The 20,267-nt window shown below is 47.7% G+C and carries 14 protein-coding genes and 1 pseudogene; 4 read left to right on the top strand and 11 right to left on the bottom strand.

Annotation, left to right across the window (positions count from 1 at the left end):
* Positions 1–21: 21 nt before the first annotated feature.
* The 8 genes from DWU89_RS15250 to DWU89_RS15215 form a co-directional block, all read right to left on the bottom strand.
* Positions 22–402, bottom strand: a complete 381-nt coding sequence (locus DWU89_RS15250) for a HepT-like ribonuclease domain-containing protein (protein ID WP_115500496.1) — start codon at positions 400–402, stop codon at positions 22–24.
* The gene (locus tag DWU89_RS15245) at positions 386–679 is read right to left on the bottom strand and encodes a nucleotidyltransferase family protein (RefSeq protein WP_115500495.1); all 294 of its coding nucleotides are present in this window, start codon (positions 677–679) and stop codon (positions 386–388) included. Before DWU89_RS15245 ends, DWU89_RS15250 begins: the two co-directional genes overlap by 17 nt.
* 171 nt (positions 680–850) lie before the next feature.
* Positions 851–2,518, bottom strand: a complete 1,668-nt coding sequence (locus tag DWU89_RS15240) for a T9SS type A sorting domain-containing protein (protein WP_115500494.1) — start codon at positions 2,516–2,518, stop codon at positions 851–853.
* Positions 2,519–2,788: 270 nt separating this feature from the next.
* Positions 2,789–3,316, bottom strand: a complete 528-nt coding sequence (locus tag DWU89_RS15235; protein WP_115500493.1) for an acetyl-CoA carboxylase biotin carboxyl carrier protein subunit — start codon at positions 3,314–3,316, stop codon at positions 2,789–2,791.
* A 12-nt stretch (positions 3,317–3,328) separates the two neighbouring features.
* Positions 3,329–4,840, bottom strand: a complete 1,512-nt coding sequence (gene accC, locus DWU89_RS15230; RefSeq protein ID WP_115500492.1) for an acetyl-CoA carboxylase biotin carboxylase subunit — start codon at positions 4,838–4,840, stop codon at positions 3,329–3,331.
* 13 nt (positions 4,841–4,853) lie between these two features.
* Positions 4,854–6,398 (bottom strand): acyl-CoA carboxylase subunit beta, encoded by a 1,545-nt coding sequence (locus DWU89_RS15225; RefSeq protein WP_115500491.1) that lies wholly within the window; start codon positions 6,396–6,398, stop codon positions 4,854–4,856.
* A gap of 149 nt (positions 6,399–6,547) precedes the next feature.
* Positions 6,548–7,645, bottom strand: coding sequence for a tyrosine-protein phosphatase (locus DWU89_RS15220; RefSeq protein ID WP_115500490.1), 1,098 nt, complete (start codon positions 7,643–7,645; stop codon positions 6,548–6,550).
* A gap of 402 nt (positions 7,646–8,047) precedes the next feature.
* Positions 8,048–8,284, bottom strand: a complete 237-nt coding sequence (locus DWU89_RS15215; RefSeq protein ID WP_115500489.1) for a hypothetical protein — start codon at positions 8,282–8,284, stop codon at positions 8,048–8,050.
* A 228-nt stretch (positions 8,285–8,512) separates the two neighbouring features.
* Between DWU89_RS15215 and DWU89_RS15210 the strand changes: the two genes are divergently transcribed.
* Positions 8,513–12,439 (top strand): TIM-barrel domain-containing protein, encoded by a 3,927-nt coding sequence (locus DWU89_RS15210; protein WP_115500488.1) that lies wholly within the window; start codon positions 8,513–8,515, stop codon positions 12,437–12,439.
* Positions 12,440–12,553: 114 nt separating this feature from the next.
* Here DWU89_RS15210 and msrA read toward each other — a convergent pair.
* Positions 12,554–13,066, bottom strand: a pseudogene (msrA, locus tag DWU89_RS15205) (peptide-methionine (S)-S-oxide reductase MsrA); the annotation flags it as partial.
* A gap of 153 nt (positions 13,067–13,219) precedes the next feature.
* On the opposite strand from msrA, the gene DWU89_RS15200 reads away from it, so the two are divergent.
* The 3 genes from DWU89_RS15200 to DWU89_RS15190 all read left to right on the top strand — a co-directional run bounded on the left by DWU89_RS15200 (position 13,220) and on the right by DWU89_RS15190 (position 16,129).
* A complete protein-coding gene (locus tag DWU89_RS15200; RefSeq protein ID WP_115500486.1) occupies positions 13,220–14,080 on the top strand; it encodes a pyridoxamine kinase in 861 nt (286 codons plus the stop codon).
* 46 nt (positions 14,081–14,126) lie between these two features.
* Positions 14,127–15,065 carry a ketopantoate reductase family protein gene (locus DWU89_RS15195; RefSeq protein ID WP_115500485.1) on the top strand — a complete coding sequence of 313 codons (939 nt, stop codon included), beginning with the start codon at positions 14,127–14,129 and terminating at the stop codon, positions 15,063–15,065.
* Positions 15,066–15,268: 203 nt separating this feature from the next.
* On the top strand, positions 15,269–16,129 hold the full coding sequence (locus tag DWU89_RS15190) for an alpha/beta hydrolase (protein ID WP_115500484.1): 861 nt from the start codon (positions 15,269–15,271) through the stop codon (positions 16,127–16,129).
* 7 nt (positions 16,130–16,136) lie between these two features.
* Here DWU89_RS15190 and DWU89_RS15185 read toward each other — a convergent pair whose 3' ends face one another.
* The gene (locus DWU89_RS15185) at positions 16,137–19,064 is read right to left on the bottom strand and encodes a PD-(D/E)XK nuclease family protein (protein ID WP_115500483.1); all 2,928 of its coding nucleotides are present in this window, start codon (positions 19,062–19,064) and stop codon (positions 16,137–16,139) included.
* Between the two features lie 11 nt (positions 19,065–19,075).
* Positions 19,076–20,068 carry an L-glyceraldehyde 3-phosphate reductase gene (mgrA, locus tag DWU89_RS15180; RefSeq protein WP_115500482.1) on the bottom strand — a complete coding sequence of 331 codons (993 nt, stop codon included), beginning with the start codon at positions 20,066–20,068 and terminating at the stop codon, positions 19,076–19,078.
* Positions 20,069–20,267 lie beyond the last annotated feature (199 nt).

The raw sequence follows: 20,267 nt of genomic DNA, 5'->3' as shown, positions 1-20,267 counted from the left end.
GGAATGCTTGTTGGGTGAAGTTCAAATTAAATCCTCAATAATAAGCTCTATTACTCTATAGAGCTGAGGTATTTCATTTCGGAGAGTTGCAACTACAATTGTCGCATCAATATCAAAATAATGATGCACAATAATATCCCTCATGCCCATGATATCTTTCCAATTGATTTCAGGATAGTTTTCTAATAAACTCTTATTTGTTATCTTATCCAAGTTTTTAACACTTTCCCCAACAGCAACCAGCTTCATGCAAACACTATCTAAAAGAATCATCCCTACTTCACTTGCATAAAAGTCATCGACTGTATTGATATGGGATGTTCGCCTCATAACAGTTAATAAAGTTTCCTTTATTAATTCGAGAGTATCAACAGCTAAATCTTTATCAAATGTATACGCCATCTTGTTCTATTCTTTTACGAAGCAAATGATTCATGCGGTCTCTCAAGCGTACAATATCCACCTTACAACCTAATAGTTCTTCCAATTCATTTTTCAGATGCGATAATGCAAACAATCCGGATAATTCCCCTTCATAGTATATATCAACATCGCTACCTTCTACCTGCTCTTCTCTCGCGGCAGACCCAAATATTCCCATCCTCAAAATACCATACTGGCTGGCATGGCGTATTTTGAAGTCCTTTAATATTTGTATGATTTCTTGCGTTGTTTTCATATACGATATATTTTTACTATACTACATTACAAATATATGGATTATTTTGACACACAAAACCTTTACTGATTCTAATTTCTCCCCAAAGGGTGAGGCAAAAAAAGTAACGCCGGCTGAATCCGAAGAGACAGCCGGCGTCATTAAAATAAATATTTCAGATCAAAATACTGATCAACGAACAAACTTCACAGACTGGCTAACGCCATTTTCAGTTACGACGATTACATAAATACCTTTTGCCAAAGAAGAGGTAGAGATGTAAGCGTTATCACCGGAAACAGTTCCGTTAACAAGAGTTGCACCCGTCATATTGATAATGCGATAGGTTGCTTTTCCGTTGTTGGCGATATACAAGCCACCGTCTACAGGTGTTACTTTCAGGTCGCTTACAGTGATGTTATCGTTGCTTGTAGCAATGATTCCTAAAGCATTCGATTTGAAATAAGCACTGGCAATCGAAACTGGTGAGCCTTCCGGAATCACGTCGACTTTAATGATTTCGCTTGTCATGTCGGCTGTTGCATTAACAGTCATATTCGTGACGGTCTGAGCATGTGTTGTTTCATCATATGCATACGATTTGATATTCATTTCGGCAACAGCGTTTGTTCCGACGATGCTCGGGGTCACTTCGACGTCCATAACCGGCATTTTTGTGTCGTTAGCGTCAATCACGCCGTCACCATCTGCATCAATTGCAGTCTCTACAAGCATTCTGTAGGGAGCAACCTTGCCTTCTGTCGCCAGTTCGGTAACAACACGGTTAATGACAGAACGTACGACAGACTTCGTATCTTTCAAGGTCATATCCTTCGTATTATCGGTCATCGTAACGATTGTCGAATTGGCCAACTTAGCATCATTCCTATCAGCGGAGCTATATACCATATTGTCGATCGTCAGCACCAGATCCTTGTCTTTCTGTTCCATCTTGAACATGAGATCACGCCATCCTTTAGCTTGTGCCATCTCATAAGAAGTAAGTCCGATGGATTTAATCGGCATCTGCTGGTTGCTGAAATCAAGAGCAAGGGCAGCATCTCCCATCGGGATTCTCTGTGTAGGAGCAGCTTCGGGAACACCGTAGAGCGACATAGGGATTGCACCGGTAAAGAAGCCGGCAGGATTCATCGTTACCAGGAAATCCATAGCCGGCGTCTCAGGCTGTCCAGGCTCGGCCGGTGACAACATTCCCATAAGGGCTCTCATTCCTTCCTGGATATCCAACGATGCCTCAAGCAAAGAAGTCGTCGGATTCTGGATCATGGAGTATTCCAACAACGGCGTAGCAGCACCTCCTAACAAAGACATTGTCATAGTCATTGTAAACGGAGCCAAATCGCCATCTTTACCAGTGGTTGTGATATTAATCTCTGCCAATGCCCCAGCTTTGATAGTACCCGGCAGCTCGATCTTTAAGTCACGTCCTATGAACATACTTACCATTGGAATCGTGGTGGTCTTGAAGTCCGAAAATTCCACTTTCAGTTTCTCCCCAAGTATAGGAGCGATGAAGGCGGGAATGCCAGGAATAGCAGCAGTACTAATTATAATACTGTCCACTTGCAACTTGAACGGATCAGTCGCATCTGCCCGTAAACCGCTTTGTGCATTAAAAATAGGCAAACTTCCGATAAAATCGGATGTCAACTGTGGCTGTGCCAATCCTAAGATGTCAAGACCTGCTTGTTCTTTGATCTGTTCGAATACGACAGGCAGAACTTCTTTCTGTATCTGTTTTTTCTGAGCTTCGCTCAACTGCACTGTCTGCGCAGAGGTAGTAAAGGAAGACGCAGCAAGGCATAGCGCCATACTAATCGAAGTAAAAATTTTCTTCATAAAGTCATCTTTTTTAATTAAACATAGAACCTTGTGTTCAAGGTTCGGATTGGTGACAAAACTAAAGAATACTTACAACTTAAGCAACGATAAAAAAGTTAATCTTAATATTTCCGCAAAAACAGCCTGTACAATCTTAAAAATAGACAACTCTATCCAAACAATATTTCATTAGTAATCAAGCGCTACTGCCCCTTAAATTCAAAAAAGGGAGAATCTTCGCAGAAACTCCCTTTTACCACCATGAAAAATTGCAAAATGAACAAAAAACTATTCTACTACCAACATCTTATCGTTTACGGCAACCTTGTCGCCATCGGCGATGTAGACTTCTTTTACGACACCGTCGATCGGGCTGCGAATCTCATTCTCCATCTTCATGGCGACGAGGACACAGAGCGGAGTGCCTGCCGTCACCTCCTCGCCCGGTTTGACATGGACTTTGAGGATAACACCCGGCATCTGGGCTGTGATCACCTGGCGTCCGGCAGCCTGCGAGCGGATGCGGGACTGGCGCATCTTCTTCAATTCGTCGATCACCTGGACCTGGAACAGGTCGCCTTTATTCTTCACTTCATACGTGTCGACGCCGATGTTCGAGATCTGCACGCCATGCGATTTATGGTTCAGGATGATAGAATGGATCGTGTCGCCTCCCATATTGTAATCCACTTCGTATATCTTTCCATTGACGGAGACTTTCTTAACCGGACCGTCTTCCAGGATTTCCACCTTAAACTCGGTATCGGGTATATCGTTTACTGTTGCGAAATAAGTCGCTAATGCTTTTGCTGACATAATAAATCCTCCTTAATAATTATTGGCAGTCATCTGTAACTTGCCGTAATACTTCCACAGAGATTCGCCTACGAGAGGAACAGTTGTTGCCCGTGCGGCAGCCTCTTTCTCCTGCTCGAAATGCTTGATAGCGGCAGCGATCACGGCTACAAGCGGGTCATTGTTCTGGCGGCGTTTCAGGTCTTCCTTGTCGAACTTGGTGTCGATGAAGGTCGTGTCGTAGTTGCCAGAAAGGAATGTCTCGTTATGCAGCACACGCTGGTGGAACGGAATGGTCGTCTTGATTCCCAAAATCTTATACTCACGCAGGGCACGCACCATGTTGGAGATCGCCGACTCGCGGTTACGCCCCCAGGCGCATAGCTTGGCGATCATCGGGTCGTAGTGCAGGGATACCTCGAAGCCGGCGTAGGCAGCGCTGTCCAGGCGGACATTACGTCCTTCAGGAGCCTCGCGCACCTTGATGATGCCGGGCGAAGGCATGAAATTGTTCTCCGGGTCTTCGGCATAGATACGGCATTCGATGGCCGCCCCGCGAAACTCGATGTCTTCCTGCTTATAGGGAAGCGGGCTGCCGGATGCCACTAAGATCATGTCGCGCACCAAGTCAACGCCGGTACACTCTTCCGTCACGGAGTGTTCCACCTGCAGGCGGGTGTTCATTTCTAAGAAATAGAAATTCTGGTCCTTATCCATCATAAACTCGAGCGTCCCGGCACTGTAATAACCGATCTTGCGGCAGGCTTCGACAGCCACGGCCAGCATTTTCTGCCGCGTCTCGTCTTTCACGAAAGGCGAAGGAGCTTCTTCGATCACCTTCTGGTTACGGCGCTGAATCGAGCACTCGCGGTCGTAGAGGTGGATCACGTTCCCATATTTGTCACCCAACACCTGCACCTCGATGTGATGCGGATGCTCGATGTATTTCTCTATATAAATCGCGTCATTGCCGAACGAGTTGGCGGCTTCCGAACGGGAAAGCCGGAAGGCTTCATCTAACCCCGTTTCATCGCGGACCAGGCGCATTCCCTTTCCACCCCCTCCGGCAAGCGCCTTGAGCATGATCGGGTAACCGACTTCAAGCGCCACACGGCGGGCTTCTTCCAGACCGGCAACAGGTTCCTCCGTCCCCGGAACAATCGGGACACCGGCCGCGGCCATAATCTTACGGGCTTCCGTCTTGACACCCATACGGGCGATCACGTCGGCGCTCGGCCCGATAAAAATGACACCTTCCTCCTCGCAACGGCGGGCAAAATCGGCATTCTCCGACAGGAAACCGTAACCCGGATGGATAGCGGCGCCGGTCTTTTTGGCTATCGAGAGGATCAGTTCCGGCTTCAGGTAAGAAGTGTCGGCTGCATCCTCGGAAATACAGTAGGCTTCTTCTGCATAGCGGACATGCAGGGCGCCCCGGTCGACGTGTGTATAAATGGCGACGGTGGGGATATTCATCACGCGGCAGGTACGAAAGATACGCATGGCGATCTCGCCGCGGTTGGCTACTAATACTTTCTTAATCATAACTGACTGCGTTTTAAAGTGGAAGATTGGAATGTTTCTTCGGCGGATTGGACTGCCGTTTGTTAGCCAACAGCTCGAAGCTGCGGATCAGGCGCGGGCGGGTCACCGAAGGTTCGATAATCTCGTCCACATATCCCAACTCGGCCGCCCGGTAAGGATTGGCGAATTTCTCGCGGTAATCGTCCTGCAATTCTTTACGTTTCTTCTCTACGTCTTCCGCCTTTTTCAGTTCTTTGCGGAACAGGATATTGACGGCGCCGTCAGGACCCATCACGGCGATCTCGGCTGTCGGATAAGCAAAATTGATATCGCCCCGGATATGTTTGGAACTCATCACATCGTAGGCGCCTCCGTAGGCTTTGCGTGTGATAACGGTCACTTTCGGGACAGTCGCCTCGCAATAGGCATACAGCAGTTTGGCACCATGACGGATAATCCCCTCGTACTCCTGATTCACGCCCGGCAGGAATCCAGGTACATCCACGAACGTCAGTAGCGGGATGTTGAACGCATCGCAGAAACGGACAAAACGGGCCGCCTTTACCGACGCATTGATATCGAGCGTCCCGGCCAGGGCAGCCGGCTGGTTCGCCACCACCCCGATTGTTTTCCCGTTCAGGCGGATATAGCCGACCAGGATATTACGGGCGTACTCTTCCTGTACTTCAAAAAAGTTATTATCGTCTGCCACCGACACGATCAGGTCTTTCATGTCGTAGGGCTGGTTCGGGTTGATAGGGACCAGGTTGTTCAACTGTTCGTCGATGCGGTTGGCGCTGTCGGTCGTCGGGACGAAGGGAGGTTCTTCCATATTGTTGTTCGGCAGGAACGACATCAGTTCGCGTATCTTCATGACGCACTCCATGTCGTTATCCGCCGTAAAATGGGCCACGCCGGATTTTGTGCTATGCACTTCCGAACCGCCCAAATCATTCATTGTCACCTCTTCCTGCGTCACGCTCTTCACCACTTCCGGGCCTGTGATGAACATATAGCTGGAATCTTTCACCATAAAGATAAAATCAGTCAGCGCGGGCGAATAGACCGCTCCCCCGGCACACGGGCCCATGATAGCGCTGATCTGCGGGATCACGCCCGAAGCAAGGGAGTTGCGCAGGAATATCTCCGCATACCCCGCCAACGAACGGACACCTTCCTGGATACGCGCCCCGCCGGAGTCGTTCAGCCCGATCACCGGAGCTCCCAACTGCATGGCCATATCCATAATCTTGCAAATCTTACGCGCATATGTTTCCGACAATGCACCACCAAAGACCGTGAAGTCCTGGGCAAAGACAAAGACGGTACGCTTACCTATCATCCCGTAGCCTGTCACGACCCCATCGCCCAGCGGACGCTGTTTCTCGAGTCCGAACTCGGTGCACCGATGGGTGACAAACTTGTCTACTTCGACGAAACTGCCTTTTTCAAGGAGCAGTTCAATACGTTCACGTGCAGTCAGCTTTCCTGCCGCATGTTGCTTCGCGATCCGGTCTTCTCCGCCACCTAATTCCGCCTGATGGTTGAGAGCCTCTAACTGATCAATTTTCTCTTTCATGGGATTTCCGGTTTAATTGTGTTTTGTGCAATGTAATCATTTATATATTACTTATTATCAGATGCAAGGATAGGATTTATCTATCACCTGATAAGTAATATTTATTACAACACGCCTTTTCCCAGGAAAGAGAAGAGCAAATGCCTATATCAATACAGATATAAATCTTTCATTTTTTGGATATCGACCTGCAAGGTTTCGGTCAGAAACTTATCCACCGAGCCATATTTCTCCGTAATCTTATCATAAGCAGCATTCAGGTAGTTTTCCTTTACGGTTACCAACGGGGCGATAGCGGGAAGCATGGCAACATATCGGTCATATTTCCCGGCAATACATTCTTTGCTGAACATATAGTCATTCATAATCGTCGCCTTGTCCACACCAAGAGCCGAGAGGATAAGCATCGTTGCCACTCCCGTACGGTCTTTTCCGGCGGAACAATGGTAGCTCAACGGCAGGCAGTTTTCATTCTGTACATACGTAAAGAATTGTTTCAGCATGGCGACATATTCATCCACGCTCACGATTTCCTCGTACGTCCTGACCATGATCGGTTCCAGTTGTTCGGCTGTAGCTCCGCCGCTTATATAGCCGATGACTTCGTCCGAAAAGATATTACCGGCATTGATCGGCAACTCATATGTCTCTTCGACAGTCGAAGGATTCTTGTCGTATGCTTCCGGTATCATACCTCCCATACCGCCTTTCTTTTCGGCTTCCGTACGGAAATCGACAACCGTTTTCAGGCCGGTGCTGGCTAAATAGGCCAAGTCCTCATCGGTCAACTTATTCATTTCATCGGTCCGGAAGATTTTTCCCCACTTCACAAACCGTCCTTCGCTGTTCTTGATACCTCCCAAATCACGGAAGTTATATCCGCCCTCCATCGGCAAATGTTTTTCGGCCACGAATCCCTGCCCTTCCGAGGTCTTAAACAGGAAAAGGGACCTCGCCTTCGTATCTGCGTCCACGTCGAAAGTTCCTTTCCCGCTTCCATCCAGATAAGGTGCACTCAAATCGATATCATCCTCAGTCGTTCCCGCATACAATTGCCAGGCATTATCGGTAGAAACATTCAAAACCGCTTTCTTGGTTTCAGCATCACGCACAAGCTCCACCTGTCCGCTTATATCCTTGCCGGAATAACCGGGCGCCAGTTTATTATCGTCATCATCATCGCAGGACGACATAACAGATACAATACAAAGTGATGCCATAGCATAACAAAATACACCTTTTTTCATAAAAATCTTTTTTAATTCAACATTAATAGCGGGTGAAGTTAGGGATTAAAAGTGAGCCTCAAAAAAGGTGTCCTTATACATTATTATGAATAAACAGGCATATCCCGTTCCTCAATCTGCCAGGCTTTTAGGATTGAATATTTAAAATTCAAATGCTTCATTATCCTCCGTCACAGTTTCCGTTCTTTTAGATGTTAAATATCATTTAGATAATATGTCAATATACCAATGAAAAGAAAAAGCAAACTTGAATAATATACAATAACCCCCATTTCAACCGTTTTTCTATTTCGTCCGAAATCTTGATCGATTTTGGATTGACTCTTTTCATGATTTTAACCTGATCGGATAACAATAGATAAAATGAGGTGCTAAGTCCACTCCAAAAAGCGTGCAATTTGATTACTGAAAACCGGAAACACCGTCAAAGTGATAAACCTTAACTCCCGGAGAATCGAATATTTCAAAACAAAACGGATGGCGTTCCAAATATTCCAAAAGAAGTTCAAGGAGCTTGTCGCCACGACGACCGTCTTCATCGCCCTCGCGACCGTCTTCATCTGGATGGCGACCGTCTTCATAGGGTACAACGACCGTCTTCAGGGCGATAAAGTACCAGAAAAATGAAATAAAGGTCATCTTTGTGGCGGAGAATGCTCAAAAAAGAGGAAAAAGTCCCTTTTTGATGGCCGAAAAGCGGATTAACATTTGTTTAGTTTCGGATGTCTTTCAAGTCGGAAAAATACGTTTTATACAATAAGTCCCCTAATATAGTTGAGAGTTAAGAGTTGAAAATTGAAAGTAAAATTATTTTTACGTACTTTTGTCTTCAGATATAAAAACCTGAATAAATCAATTAATTTAAACATGAAACGCTTAATGGCTAATCGTAAACAGAAAAAGGCGATCCTGATCGCTTTAGCTGTGCCGTTCATGCTGTCCTCTGCGCCAGTAATGGCAATGGTTACCCCGGGAAACGGGATGGCTATCACCCAACAGGGACAAGCAATAACCGGCGTGCAGCGAATCAACCCGACAACGGTCGACGTAATCTTCTCCAACAACCAGCGAATGACATTCGACTTCTACGGAGATAACATCTTCCGCGTGTTCCAGGACAACAATGGCGGCATTATCCGCGATCCGGAAGCCAAACCGGAAGCACAAATCCTGGTCAACAATCCCCGCCGACCGGTGTCAGCACTGGATATCAAGGACGAGAACGGACAAGTAACCATCACGACCGGAAAAGTCCGGTTGCAACTGGACAAATCGACCGCCCTGCTGAAAGTCACCAACCTTGCCACAAACACAGTGGCCTTCGAAGAGGTGAAACCGGTGGCTTACGAAAAAGGAAAGACAATCCTGACATTGAAAGAAAATCCCGACGAATACTTCTACGGTGGCGGCGTGCAAAACGGACGCTTCTCACATAAGGGAAAAGCAATCGCCATCGAAAACCAGAACAGTTGGACAGACGGAGGCGTGGCCTCTCCTACTCCCTATTACTGGTCAACGAACGGTTACGGCTTCATGTGGTACACCTTCAAACAAGGGAAATATGATTTCGGCGCAGCCGAGAAAGGTACGGTGAAACTGTCACACGACACGGACTATCTGGATGCCTTTTATATGGTTAACGACGGCGCTGTCGCCCTGCTGAACGACTTCTACCAGCTGACCGGTAACCCGGTGCTGTTGCCTAAGTTCGGTTTCTACCAGGGACACCTGAATGCCTACAACCGCGACTACTGGGTGGAAGACGAAAAGGGTATCCTTTTTGAAGACGGCAAACGCTACAAGGAAAGCCAGAAAGACAACGGCGGTATCAAAGAATCGCTGAACGGCGAAAAGAACAACTACCAGTTCTCCGCACGTGCCGTGATCGACCGCTATAAGAATCATGATATGCCGCTCGGCTGGCTGCTGCCTAACGACGGCTACGGAGCCGGCTATGGACAGACCGAAACGCTGGACGGCAATATCCAGAACCTGAAGAGCCTGACAGATTACGCACATCAGAACGGTGTCGAAATCGGTCTCTGGACTCAATCGGACCTGCATCCGAAAGACAGTATCAGCGCCCTGCTGCAACGCGACATCGTGAAAGAGGTGCGCGACGCAGGTGTACGCGTCCTGAAAACAGACGTGGCTTGGGTTGGCTGGGGCTACTCGTTCGGATTGAACGGTGTGTCCGACGTCGGACATATCATGCCGTATTACGGAAACGATGCGCGTCCGTTTATCATCTCCCTCGACGGTTGGGCCGGTACACAGCGTTATGCCGGTGTCTGGTCGGGTGACCAGACAGGCGGACAATGGGAATACATCCGTTTCCACATCCCGACTTATATCGGTTCCGGACTTTCCGGACAGCCGAACATCACGTCCGACATGGACGGTATCTTCGGAGGCAAGAACCTGGCAATGAACACCCGCGACTTCCAGTGGAAGACCTGGACGCCGATGGAACTGAATATGGACGGCTGGGGATCGAATGAGAAATACCCGCATGCCTTAGGCGAACCGGCAACTTCCATCAACCGCTGGTATCTGAAGATGAAATCAGAACTGATGCCGTATGCCTACAGTATCGCCCGCGAAGCGGTAGACGGCAAGCCGATGATCCGCGCCATGTTCCTCGAAGATCCGAATCCTTATACATACGGTAAGGCTACGCAATACCAATTTATGTATGGCCCGTATTTCCTCGTTGCCCCGATCTACCAGGAAACACAGGCAGACGAGAAAGGTAACGACATCCGCGACGGTATCTATCTGCCGAAAGGTGAATGGTTCGACTATTTCACCGGTGAACAATATACAGGCGGCTGCGTTGTCAACAACTTCGCCTCTCCGCTTTGGAAACTTCCGGTATTCGTGAAAGCCGGTGCGATCATCCCGATGACGAACCCGAATAATAATGTAAAGGAAATCGACAAGAACCTGCGTATCTACGAACTCTATCCGTCGGGCTACAGCTCGTTCACGGAATATGACGACGATGGTATTACACAAGCTTACCAGAAAGGTGAAGGTGTTACGACACTAATAGAGATCGGTAACAACAATGATCCGGCAGTGAAAGTAGTGATCGGTAATAAGACCATCATCGATTCAAACGGTAAAAATAATCCGGATAAAGTTACCATCACGATACACCCGGCAAAAGGGAACTTCGACGGCTTCGTGAAGGAAAAGGCAACCGAACTACGCATCAACCTTTCGGAAATGCCGAAGAAGATCACAGCTAAAGTAGGTTCTTCCAAAGTGAAACTGACCGCAGCCCGTTCGATGGCCGAATACCTGAACGGCACAGACGTTTACTTCTACGACGCAACTCCAAACCTGAACAAGTTCGCCACCAAAGGAAGCGAATTTGAAAAGGTTACGATCACCAAGAACCCGCAGCTGTTAGTGAAGCTGGCCGCTACGGACATCACCGAAAACGAAACCATTGTCAACATCGACGGTTACAAGTTCGAAATGGGCGACAGCCACCGCATTTCTACCGGTTCACTGACTGCACCGACAGTACAGGTGGCGGATGAAAACATCGAAGCCTACACGCTGAAACCGACTTGGAACAAGGTCTCCGGCGCCGACTTCTACGAAATCGAGTTCAACGGTATGCTGTACACGCAGATCAAGAACACCGAACTGCTGTTCGACGATCTGAGTGCCGAAACAGATTATACATTCAAAGTCCGTGCAGTCAACAAAGATGGCCAGTCCGACTGGTCTACCGTCTCTGTCAAGACTAAGTCCAACCCGCTGGAATTTGCGATCAAGGGCATTCGCGGCGAAGTAACAGCCGAAGAACAGGAAGGCTTCGAAATCTTCCGTCTGTTCGACTTTGCTGAGTTGGGCGATATGTTCCATACGAAATACCGCAAGAACGCAATGCCGTTCGACATGATTATCGACCTGCGCACGATCAACCAGTTGGATAAGTTCGACTACCTGCCTCGCCAGGATGGTGGCAACGGTACGATCCTCGCCGGCTCTGTGTCCTACAGTATGGACAAAGAAGACTGGACAGCTGTCGACTCCTTCCGCTGGGAACGCACCGGCGACGTGAAGACATTCACATTCAAGGAACAGCCGAAGGCCCGTTACATCAAGCTGCACATCACGGAAGGCGTTGGCAACTACGGTGCCGGCCGCGAACTGTATGTATTTAAGGTTCCGGGAACTGAAAGCTATCTGCCGGGCGACATCAACAACGATAAGAAGATCGATGCAAACGACCTGACTTCGTATATGAACTACACGGGGCTGCGCCGTGGCGACAGCGATTTCGACTACGTCAGCGCCGGCGACATCAACCGCAACGGACTGATCGATGCATATGACATCTCGGTTGTTGCCACCCAATTGGAAGACGGCATTGAAGATCCGGGCACGGATCGCGTAGCCGGAACAATCGAGTTGAGCACTCCGAAGCAGACTTACAACGCAGGCGAGACAATAGAAATCCTCGTGAAAGGTAAGGATCTCAAAGCTGTCAATGCACTGAGCTTCGCCCTTCCGTACGATCAGCAAGACTATGACTTCGCAGGTATCGAACCTGCCGGTCTGGGTGCAATGGAGAACCTGACGTACGACCGCCTGCACACAAGCGGCCAGAAAGCGCTCTATCCTACTTTCGTCAATCTGGGCGACAAGGCGACGCTTGAAGGCTCAACGGATCTCTTCACCATCAAGCTGAAAGCGAAACGCAAGGTTAAATTCAACCTGAAAGCGATCGACGGTATCCTGGTGGACAAGAACCTGAATATGCAGAAGTTCTGATTTACCGGACGCAGATAACACAGACGAGCGCAGATTAACGCAGATTTAAATTATATTTCTGCGTTATTCTGCGCTCGTCTGCGTAGTCTGCGTCCCCTAAAATACGAACTACATATTCGCTTTGCGTGCCAACTCGAACAGTTTCGGGTTGATATGGCAATAGCCGTTTACGTTCTTATCTAAATAATCCTGGTGGTAATCTTCCGCCGCATAGAAATTAACGAGCGGTTCTATTTCAATCGCAATCGGATCGGCATATGCTTTTGCCAATTCATGTATGGCTGCTTCAATAACCGGGAGATATTCTTTATCCGTATAATAAATGCCTGTACGATATTGCAAGCCACTGTCACCACCCTGCCGGTTGACACTGGTCGGATCGATGGTCTGGAAATAAAGCTCCAGCAGCAACTGCAATTTTACAATTTGCGGGTTATAAACAACTTTAACGGTCTCGGCTGCCCCGGTATTTCCGGTACAGACTTCCTTATAGGTCGGATTTGCAACATGGCTGTTCGCATAGCCAACTTCCGTACTCTCCACACCTCTGATCTGTTTCAGGAAATGTTCCGTTCCCCAGAAGCATCCGCCAGCCAGATATATTTCAGCATTTTCTTTTCTTTCCATATTCTCTTTTATTATTAATGAGTCATATTAGTAATCATAAGCCTGCCACAAAAGTAATAAAAATAACTATTCGACATACAGTCAGGCATTTCCCCTGCCACCAGAGAACGATTCTCCCCGATTGGCTGTTATATGGATAAATCAGTATCAGATATGAAAAATAAAGAACATCAAAAACGTATAGCAGCCATCCATGACCTGTCCGGTTTCGGGAAATGCTCGCTGACAGTCGCTTTACCCATTCTTTCAGCAGCCGGTATAGAAGCATGCGCCATGCCGACAGCCATCTTATCCACCCATACGGGCGGTATCAACGGATATACCTATCGTGACCTGACAAGCGATATGCGGGCATTTATGCAGCACTGGAAATCCTTGAACATCAGATTCGATGCCACATACAGCGGCTTTTTAGGATCATTCGACCAACTGGAGCTTGTCAAAGAGTTCTTCACCCTGTTCAAGTCCAAAGACAATCTGATCCTGGTAGACCCGGTCATGGCTGACAACGGCGAACTATACCGCATATTCCAACCGGAGTTTGCCGCAGGTATGCGTTCGCTGTGCAAGAAAGCCGACATCATCGTCCCCAACCTGACTGAAGCCGCCTTATTGCTGGAAGAAAGTTACCATTCTGGCCCTTACACCCAGGCCTATATCGAAAATATCTTAAAGAAATTAAGCAAGCTCGGACCGGAAAAAGTCGTACTGACAGGTGTCTATTTCAAAGAAGAAGAGTTAGGAGCCGCGACCTACGACAGAAAAGAAGATGCAGTCGGCTTCCTGTTCACCCAAAGGATACCGGGGGCATATCATGGGACAGGCGATATTTTCGCGAGCGCCCTGCTATCCGGGTTACTGAACAATTTCAGCTTAAACGAATCGGCACAGATAGCCGTAAACTTCACGGCAGACAGCATACGGCGGACCTATAAAGCGAAAACGGATTATCGTTTCGGTGTTAATTTTGAACAATGTATCCCTGACTTTCTAAAAGAACTCAAACTGATATAGTTATTCCAATTTTATTTTTCATCTTTGCAGAATAATAGTATAAAACATGAGTAAAACTAAAATAGCAATTTCCGGCATAGGAGCCGTAGGCGGTTACTACGGAGGATTATTGGCCGCCCGTTACAAAGATTCAGACAATGTAGATGTTTATTTCATTTCCCGAGGTGAAAACCTGAAAGCAATCCGGGAAAACGGCATCGAAGTCAAAAATACATTCCTGACGATCAAAGCCAAGCCTACCCTTGCGACTGACAAGCCAGCCGAGATAGGCGGTCCGGTCGATTATCTGTTCTGTTGTACCAAGAGTTACGACCTGGACGAGAATATAGCCCAACTGGCTCCGATAATCGGACCTGATACGGTTATCATCCCTCTCCTGAACGGGGCGGACATAACAGAGCGCATACAGAAATTATTACCGGACAACGAAGTCTGGAAAGGATGCGTGTATATAGGTTCCCGCTTAGTCAGACCGGGAAGAATCGAGAAATTCACAATCAAAGACCGTGTCTTTTTAGGTAACAACAAAAAAGACAAAACACGGTTGAAGGAATTGCAGGAGATATTGGCAAACGCCCGTATCCTGACAACTGTGCCGGACGACATCGATCTGGAGATATGGAAAAAGTTCTTTATGATTTCGACAGCCGCAACCGCCACATCTTATTTTAATGAAACGATAAGTGAAGTGCTCGACCGTCATATCGACCTGTATATTACATTAAGCTATGAACTGAAAAGCGTGGCAGAGGCAAAAGGCATCCGGTTTAAAGATAATCCTGTGTTTTCTTCTATTGAAGCACAGAAGATCATGCCGAACAATTCCACCACTTCCATGCATAGTGATTTCAAACGGGGTAGCCGTACGGAGGTGGAGACACTGACGGGCTATGTTGTCCGGACCGCTGAAGAATTGGGGGTTGAAGTGCCGACTTACCAGTTCATGTATAAAGGACTGACACAGTTCCCTTATCCTGTCGATTAATTTTAATCCGTGAGGGTGCGTCAAATGTAAGTTCTAACGCTTTAGCATGTCATTGCGGGCTTGCCCCGCAATCTCATACTAAATTGATTTACAATGATTAGGATAAGATGGCGGATCAAGCCCGCCAGGACACAGACGCTATAAATGGGACTTTTGGCACCCCCTCTACGTGAACAACTGGCAAATCTAATTATCAATATTATATGAAAAACAAAGTATGCTTATCTCTTATCCTGTGCTTGTTAGTCAATCTTGCAGGATATTCACAAAGTGCCGTATTCGAATCGCTCTCATTCGACAGTCAGAAATTAGGAAGGAAAGTTTCTTACTCCATTTACCTGCCTTCCGACTACAACACCTCAAAGAGGAATTATCCGGTCCTTTACCTTCTGCATGGCTACACAGACAATGAAACAAACTGGATACATATGGGTCAGATGAAAACGATTACCGACCGTGCAATAGCCAATGAAGAGGCAGTCCCAATGATCATCGTCATGCCGGACGCATGGGACACCTGGTATGTGAACCAGTATGACGGAAAGGTTCCTTACGAAGATATGTTTTTTGAAGAACTGATCCCTTATATGGAAAAGACCTATCGCGTTCGCAGCAACCAGGAAAGCCGTGCCATTGCCGGCCTGTCGATGGGCGGATACGGATCATTCCTCTACAGCCTGCACCATCCGGATATGTTTTGCGCATGCGCCCCGCTAAGCGCCGCAGTCTTCGATGATTCGGTCATGGATACGCGGAAAGCCAAATCACACAAGGATCTATTCAACCGCCTGTTCGGGCCGGGCGACGAACATTGGCATAAGAACAGCGTCGAAAAGATACTTTCCGACTGGGACGAAAACAAACTGCCCAACATCCGTTACTATATCGATTGCGGTGACAAAGACGGGTTGCTGGAAGGAAATTTCCAAGTTCACCAGATCATGCGGCAGAAGAACATCAAACACGAATTTCGCGTACACGGCGGCGGGCACTCCTGGACGTACTGGCGGACAGCTCTGCCGGAAGTCCTGAAGTTTGTCAGCCAGACATTCAGCAGAAGCTAACCTGGTCTTATTTCCCGCAAATATCTTTAAACGGGCAATACGTACATGCCTTTCCGTTAGGTGTCTGCACGAACGGTGTTTCTGTTCCGAATATCTCATCCAGGCACTTCCGGAGGCCATTCTCGAAGTCCGTATAGTAATTGGCGAAATCAACAACCAGCTCCGTCTTGCTCCGGTCGATGCGTTGGTAGACGCCGGCATCGAAGGATGGAGAAAAGAGCGTCCGCATATAATATATGCCTGGCTGTATCACCTTTCCGGCAGGAGCCATGCCGTACATCCAGGCATACATAAAGACCTGCATGACAGCTTTGGAGCGGTCCGTTTCTTCTTTATCGAAAAGGGCGTCGACAGATGTAAACTGAGGTGTGCCGCTCCCACTTTTATAATCGATGATACGGACGGCATCACGCACCTCGTCTATACGGTCGATAAAGCCTTTGAGTTGTATCTCGCTCTTATCCGTAAGCGTGAACAGTCTGTTAATCCTCTTTTCCGATTCGATATACCGGAAAGGCGTCAGTTTACCGTCACGCTCCAGTACCTTCTCCACATACTTGCGAATCATCTCGCCAATCAGGAAATTCTGTCCGGTAAGCGGACGGACAACATCTGTCTTGAAGAACACTTCGGCGAAGGCGCGGGCAACGGCACCCGTCAGGGCAGGCGTATCTTTCCGGATCGCTTTCAGCAAATCGGCTGTTACCATCTTTCCGCAGAAAGGCTTGTACAATTCCTCCATCACTTTATGCAGGATACTCCCGAAGACATTGCTTTCGATCGTCTCGCTCACCTCTTCTTCTTCCTGGATGCCTTCGACAACCGAGAAATAGAATTTCAACGGACAATCCAGATACGTATTGATCGCACTGGCTGAAATCGCACGCGGCCCGTCTTTACGGAAGACGGCCAGGCGGTTCATGACCTCTTCCGTCTTGGCGACCTGCAGGGCCGGGGTCTTGGAGGAAGAGACATTATAGACAACTAACTTATTTTGTATCGGTTCCTCGTAATGATAATGCAACTGGTGGACAAAACGGCTCACCTCTCCTGTCTGTAATCCGTTGCTCCGCGTGTCATAGAGCAGGCTGACATGGCTGGCACGGTAGATAAGACGATAGAAATGGTAGGCCCAGACACTGTCCTGATGCTCATAGGTCGGCAGACCGAAACCGCGGCGCAGGTTGTAAGGAATAAACGAATTGGCCGCTTTCTTCAACGGGAAGATTCCTTCATTCATGGAAAGGATGATCAGGCGGTCGAAGTCAAGCGCACGCGTTTCCAACACACCCATGATCTGCAATCCTGAAAGAGGTTCACCGTGGAAAGGAATCGTAATCGTATCCGTCACCCGTTTCAGCAGACGGAAATAGGTGTCGATCTTCATTTCGACGTTGGCCTCCTGCATGACTTCCTTCATTCGGTTGACTGTCGTAAAGTAGTGGAAGATAAACTCTTGCTCCACGTCTTTAATTGACAATGGACAATTGACAATGGACAATTTGTCGTCGCTCTCTTCATTGTCAATTGTCAATTGTCCATTGTCAATCGCTTTGTTCAACTCCTGCAAAACATTAATCAGGTAATCAGAGAACATATCTACAGCCGTTACCGGAGTAAAAAGGATGGATAGCAAAGCGGTTTTATTCAAATCCGCATACGAAATGTATATCTTGTTATTCTCTGAAATATCTTTCACAAGCCTGGAAATAACATCCGGGGAAGTCGTCATTATGTAACGGTGGTTCAGGATCGGCAAAACATCCCGGAAATAAAACACCGGTTGTCTGTCCACATAACGCACATTCTTTTGCAAAGCCAGAATATATTCCATCAGGGAAGCCACCGGCGTACCTGCCAACGGATATCCCATCGTCACATTAATCCGCTTGATCTGTTCAGGGATTGCATTCAAGACCGGGATCAAAAGGTGTTCATCCGGCAGGATTACAGCAGTCTTCAAGGCCTCTTCGGCACTCATCTCATCCTCCTTGCAAAGATCGCTCAGGATGCTATACACCTGTTTGGCCTGCCCGATACCGGAAGGGATACCGATCACTTCAATTGACAATGGAGAATTGACAATTGACAATTTGTCGTCGCTCTCTTCATTGTCAATTGTCAATTGCGAGGGGAATTGCTTTAAATTGCGTTCCACAAAATAGGAAGCCTTATTATCCGGATCAGTCACCTTCGGAGAGGCATAATCCCAATAGAAATCTGCGATACCCTGTTTTTGCAGCAGGGAGAGGAAACGTTCTTCAGCCACAGACAGGGCGTTCAGACCGACAAATACAATCTTTGTATAAGGCAGGTCACAACATTCCTCCTTCTCCATCCGCTCGACCACTTCCCGGAAAATCATCCCCTCATAGCCTTTATTTTCAGCAGACAATGCTTCCCGCAGGTCTGCATACAGAGCATACAGGATTTGCCAGACAGCCAGGAACTCTTCCTGATTCGGGGTATCTCCCTTCGGATAGAAGGACGACCAGAACGTCCGGATAGCAGCAATCTGTTCCGGACTCAAAAAACTGAAATCATTCTCAATCTCGCGCAGGTCCGTCACGTTCGTGAACAGCATACGGGCATCCGCCATATATTTGTCGATGTCATCGAAGTCGTTCAACAACATTTCGCCCCAATAAAGGAATTCGTCGAACGTTTCGGACGAACCGCTGTGCTCCAGATAAATGCCATACAATTTGAACAGCATACTGATCCGGTCGGCAGTCTGCTTGCCGCTAAGTTGCACGAAAAGGTCGTTAATCGTCAGGATAGTCGGTGAGAAAAGCGGCTTCCCGGCTACCTCCGACAGGTATTTCTGGAAGAAAAGTCCTGTACGGCGGTTCGGGAAAACAAAGGCCAACCGGCTGATCTCCGCCCCGTATTGAGAGTAAAACAGGGAGGCGACCTGGTATAAGAATGGTTTCATTAAGCTGAGTATTAAGCTAATATATTTTCTATCGTTTGCAATTCTTCTTCTGAGAAAGTGATATTCCCCAATGCTTTCAGGTTGTCCATCAACTGGGCTACGGAGCTGGCGCCGATCAGGACGCTTGTCACCCGCTCATCCTTCAGCAACCAGGCAAGTGCCATCTCGGCCAACGTCTGACCACGTTTTCCGGCAAGTTCGTTCAGTTGACGGATTTTGGCAACCACCTCGTCCGTCACCTGTTCCCGTTGCAAATGTCCCGTGGATTTAGCAGCTCTGGAGTTTTCAGGAATACCGTTCAGGTATTTGTCCGTCAACATTCCTTGTGCCAGCGGAGAGAAAGCGATCATCCCGACTCCCTCCTGTTTCAGCAGAGGCAGCAGGTCGGGCTCCGTCCAACGGTCCAACATGGAATAACGTGATTGGTGAATCAGGCAGGGCACCCGGTGTTCCTTCAATACGGCAAGCGCCTTTTCCGTTTGCTCGGCATTATAATTCGAGATACCTACGTAGAGCGCTTTTCCCTGGCGCACGATATCCACAAGTGCACCCATCGTTTCCTCGACAGGCGTCTGAGGGTCCGGGCGGTGCGAATAGAAGATGTCCACATAATCCAGCCCCATCCGTTTCAGGCTCTGGTCCAGGCTCGCCATCAAATACTTACGGCTTCCCCAGTTCCCGTACGGGCCGGGCCACATATCATATCCGGCTTTTGTGGAAATGATAAGCTCGTCGCGGTAGTGTCCTAAACCTTTCTTTAATATACGGCCGAAGTTCTCTTCCGCCGATCCGTAAGCAGGGCCGTAGTTATTGGCAAGATCAAAGTGCGTGATTCCATTGTCGAAAGCAGCATGTGCAATCTGTATAAAATTGCTGAACACGTCCACACTGCCAAAGTTATGCCACAATCCCAAAGAAACGGCGGGCAACAGTAATCCACTCTTTCCACAACGCCTGTAAACCATATCGGCATACCGGCTTTCTTTTGCTTTATACATTTCCATAATATGATATATTGTTACAATGAATCTATTATAAGGAGATACAAATATAATCAAAAAGCCTCGATATAATATAAAACTATCCAAACAGGGGAGGCTTATTGTATAAAACGCATTTTTCAGCCTCAAAAGACATCCGAAACAAAACAAATGTTAATCCGCTTTTTTGACCTCAAAAAGGGACTTTTTCGCCTTTTTTGAG

Source organism: Parabacteroides acidifaciens, from assembly GCF_003363715.1.
GTDB lineage: Bacteria > Bacteroidota > Bacteroidia > Bacteroidales > Tannerellaceae > Parabacteroides > Parabacteroides acidifaciens.
Note: the sequence above shows the minus strand (reverse complement) of the source record. Positions and strands in the feature narration are given on the sequence as shown.

What these genes read in the sequence shown, in the direction of transcription:
- DWU89_RS15250 (WP_115500496.1), bottom strand. Translation starts at nt 402, where the DNA reads ATGGCGTATACATTTGATAAAGATTTAGCTGTTGATACTCTCGAATTA.
- DWU89_RS15245 (WP_115500495.1), bottom strand. Translation starts at nt 679, where the DNA reads ATGAAAACAACGCAAGAAATCATACAAATATTAAAGGACTTCAAAATA.
- DWU89_RS15240 (WP_115500494.1), bottom strand. Translation starts at nt 2,518, where the DNA reads ATGAAGAAAATTTTTACTTCGATTAGTATGGCGCTATGCCTTGCTGCG.
- DWU89_RS15235 (WP_115500493.1), bottom strand. Translation starts at nt 3,316, where the DNA reads ATGTCAGCAAAAGCATTAGCGACTTATTTCGCAACAGTAAACGATATA.
- accC (WP_115500492.1), bottom strand. Translation starts at nt 4,840, where the DNA reads ATGATTAAGAAAGTATTAGTAGCCAACCGCGGCGAGATCGCCATGCGT.
- DWU89_RS15225 (WP_115500491.1), bottom strand. Translation starts at nt 6,398, where the DNA reads ATGAAAGAGAAAATTGATCAGTTAGAGGCTCTCAACCATCAGGCGGAA.
- DWU89_RS15220 (WP_115500490.1), bottom strand. Translation starts at nt 7,645, where the DNA reads ATGAAAAAAGGTGTATTTTGTTATGCTATGGCATCACTTTGTATTGTA.
- DWU89_RS15215 (WP_115500489.1), bottom strand. Translation starts at nt 8,284, where the DNA reads ATGACCTTTATTTCATTTTTCTGGTACTTTATCGCCCTGAAGACGGTC.
- DWU89_RS15210 (WP_115500488.1), top strand. Translation starts at nt 8,513, where the DNA reads ATGAAACGCTTAATGGCTAATCGTAAACAGAAAAAGGCGATCCTGATC.
- DWU89_RS15200 (WP_115500486.1), top strand. Translation starts at nt 13,220, where the DNA reads ATGAAAAATAAAGAACATCAAAAACGTATAGCAGCCATCCATGACCTG.
- DWU89_RS15195 (WP_115500485.1), top strand. Translation starts at nt 14,127, where the DNA reads ATGAGTAAAACTAAAATAGCAATTTCCGGCATAGGAGCCGTAGGCGGT.
- DWU89_RS15190 (WP_115500484.1), top strand. Translation starts at nt 15,269, where the DNA reads ATGAAAAACAAAGTATGCTTATCTCTTATCCTGTGCTTGTTAGTCAAT.
- DWU89_RS15185 (WP_115500483.1), bottom strand. Translation starts at nt 19,064, where the DNA reads ATGAAACCATTCTTATACCAGGTCGCCTCCCTGTTTTACTCTCAATAC.
- mgrA (WP_115500482.1), bottom strand. Translation starts at nt 20,068, where the DNA reads ATGGAAATGTATAAAGCAAAAGAAAGCCGGTATGCCGATATGGTTTAC.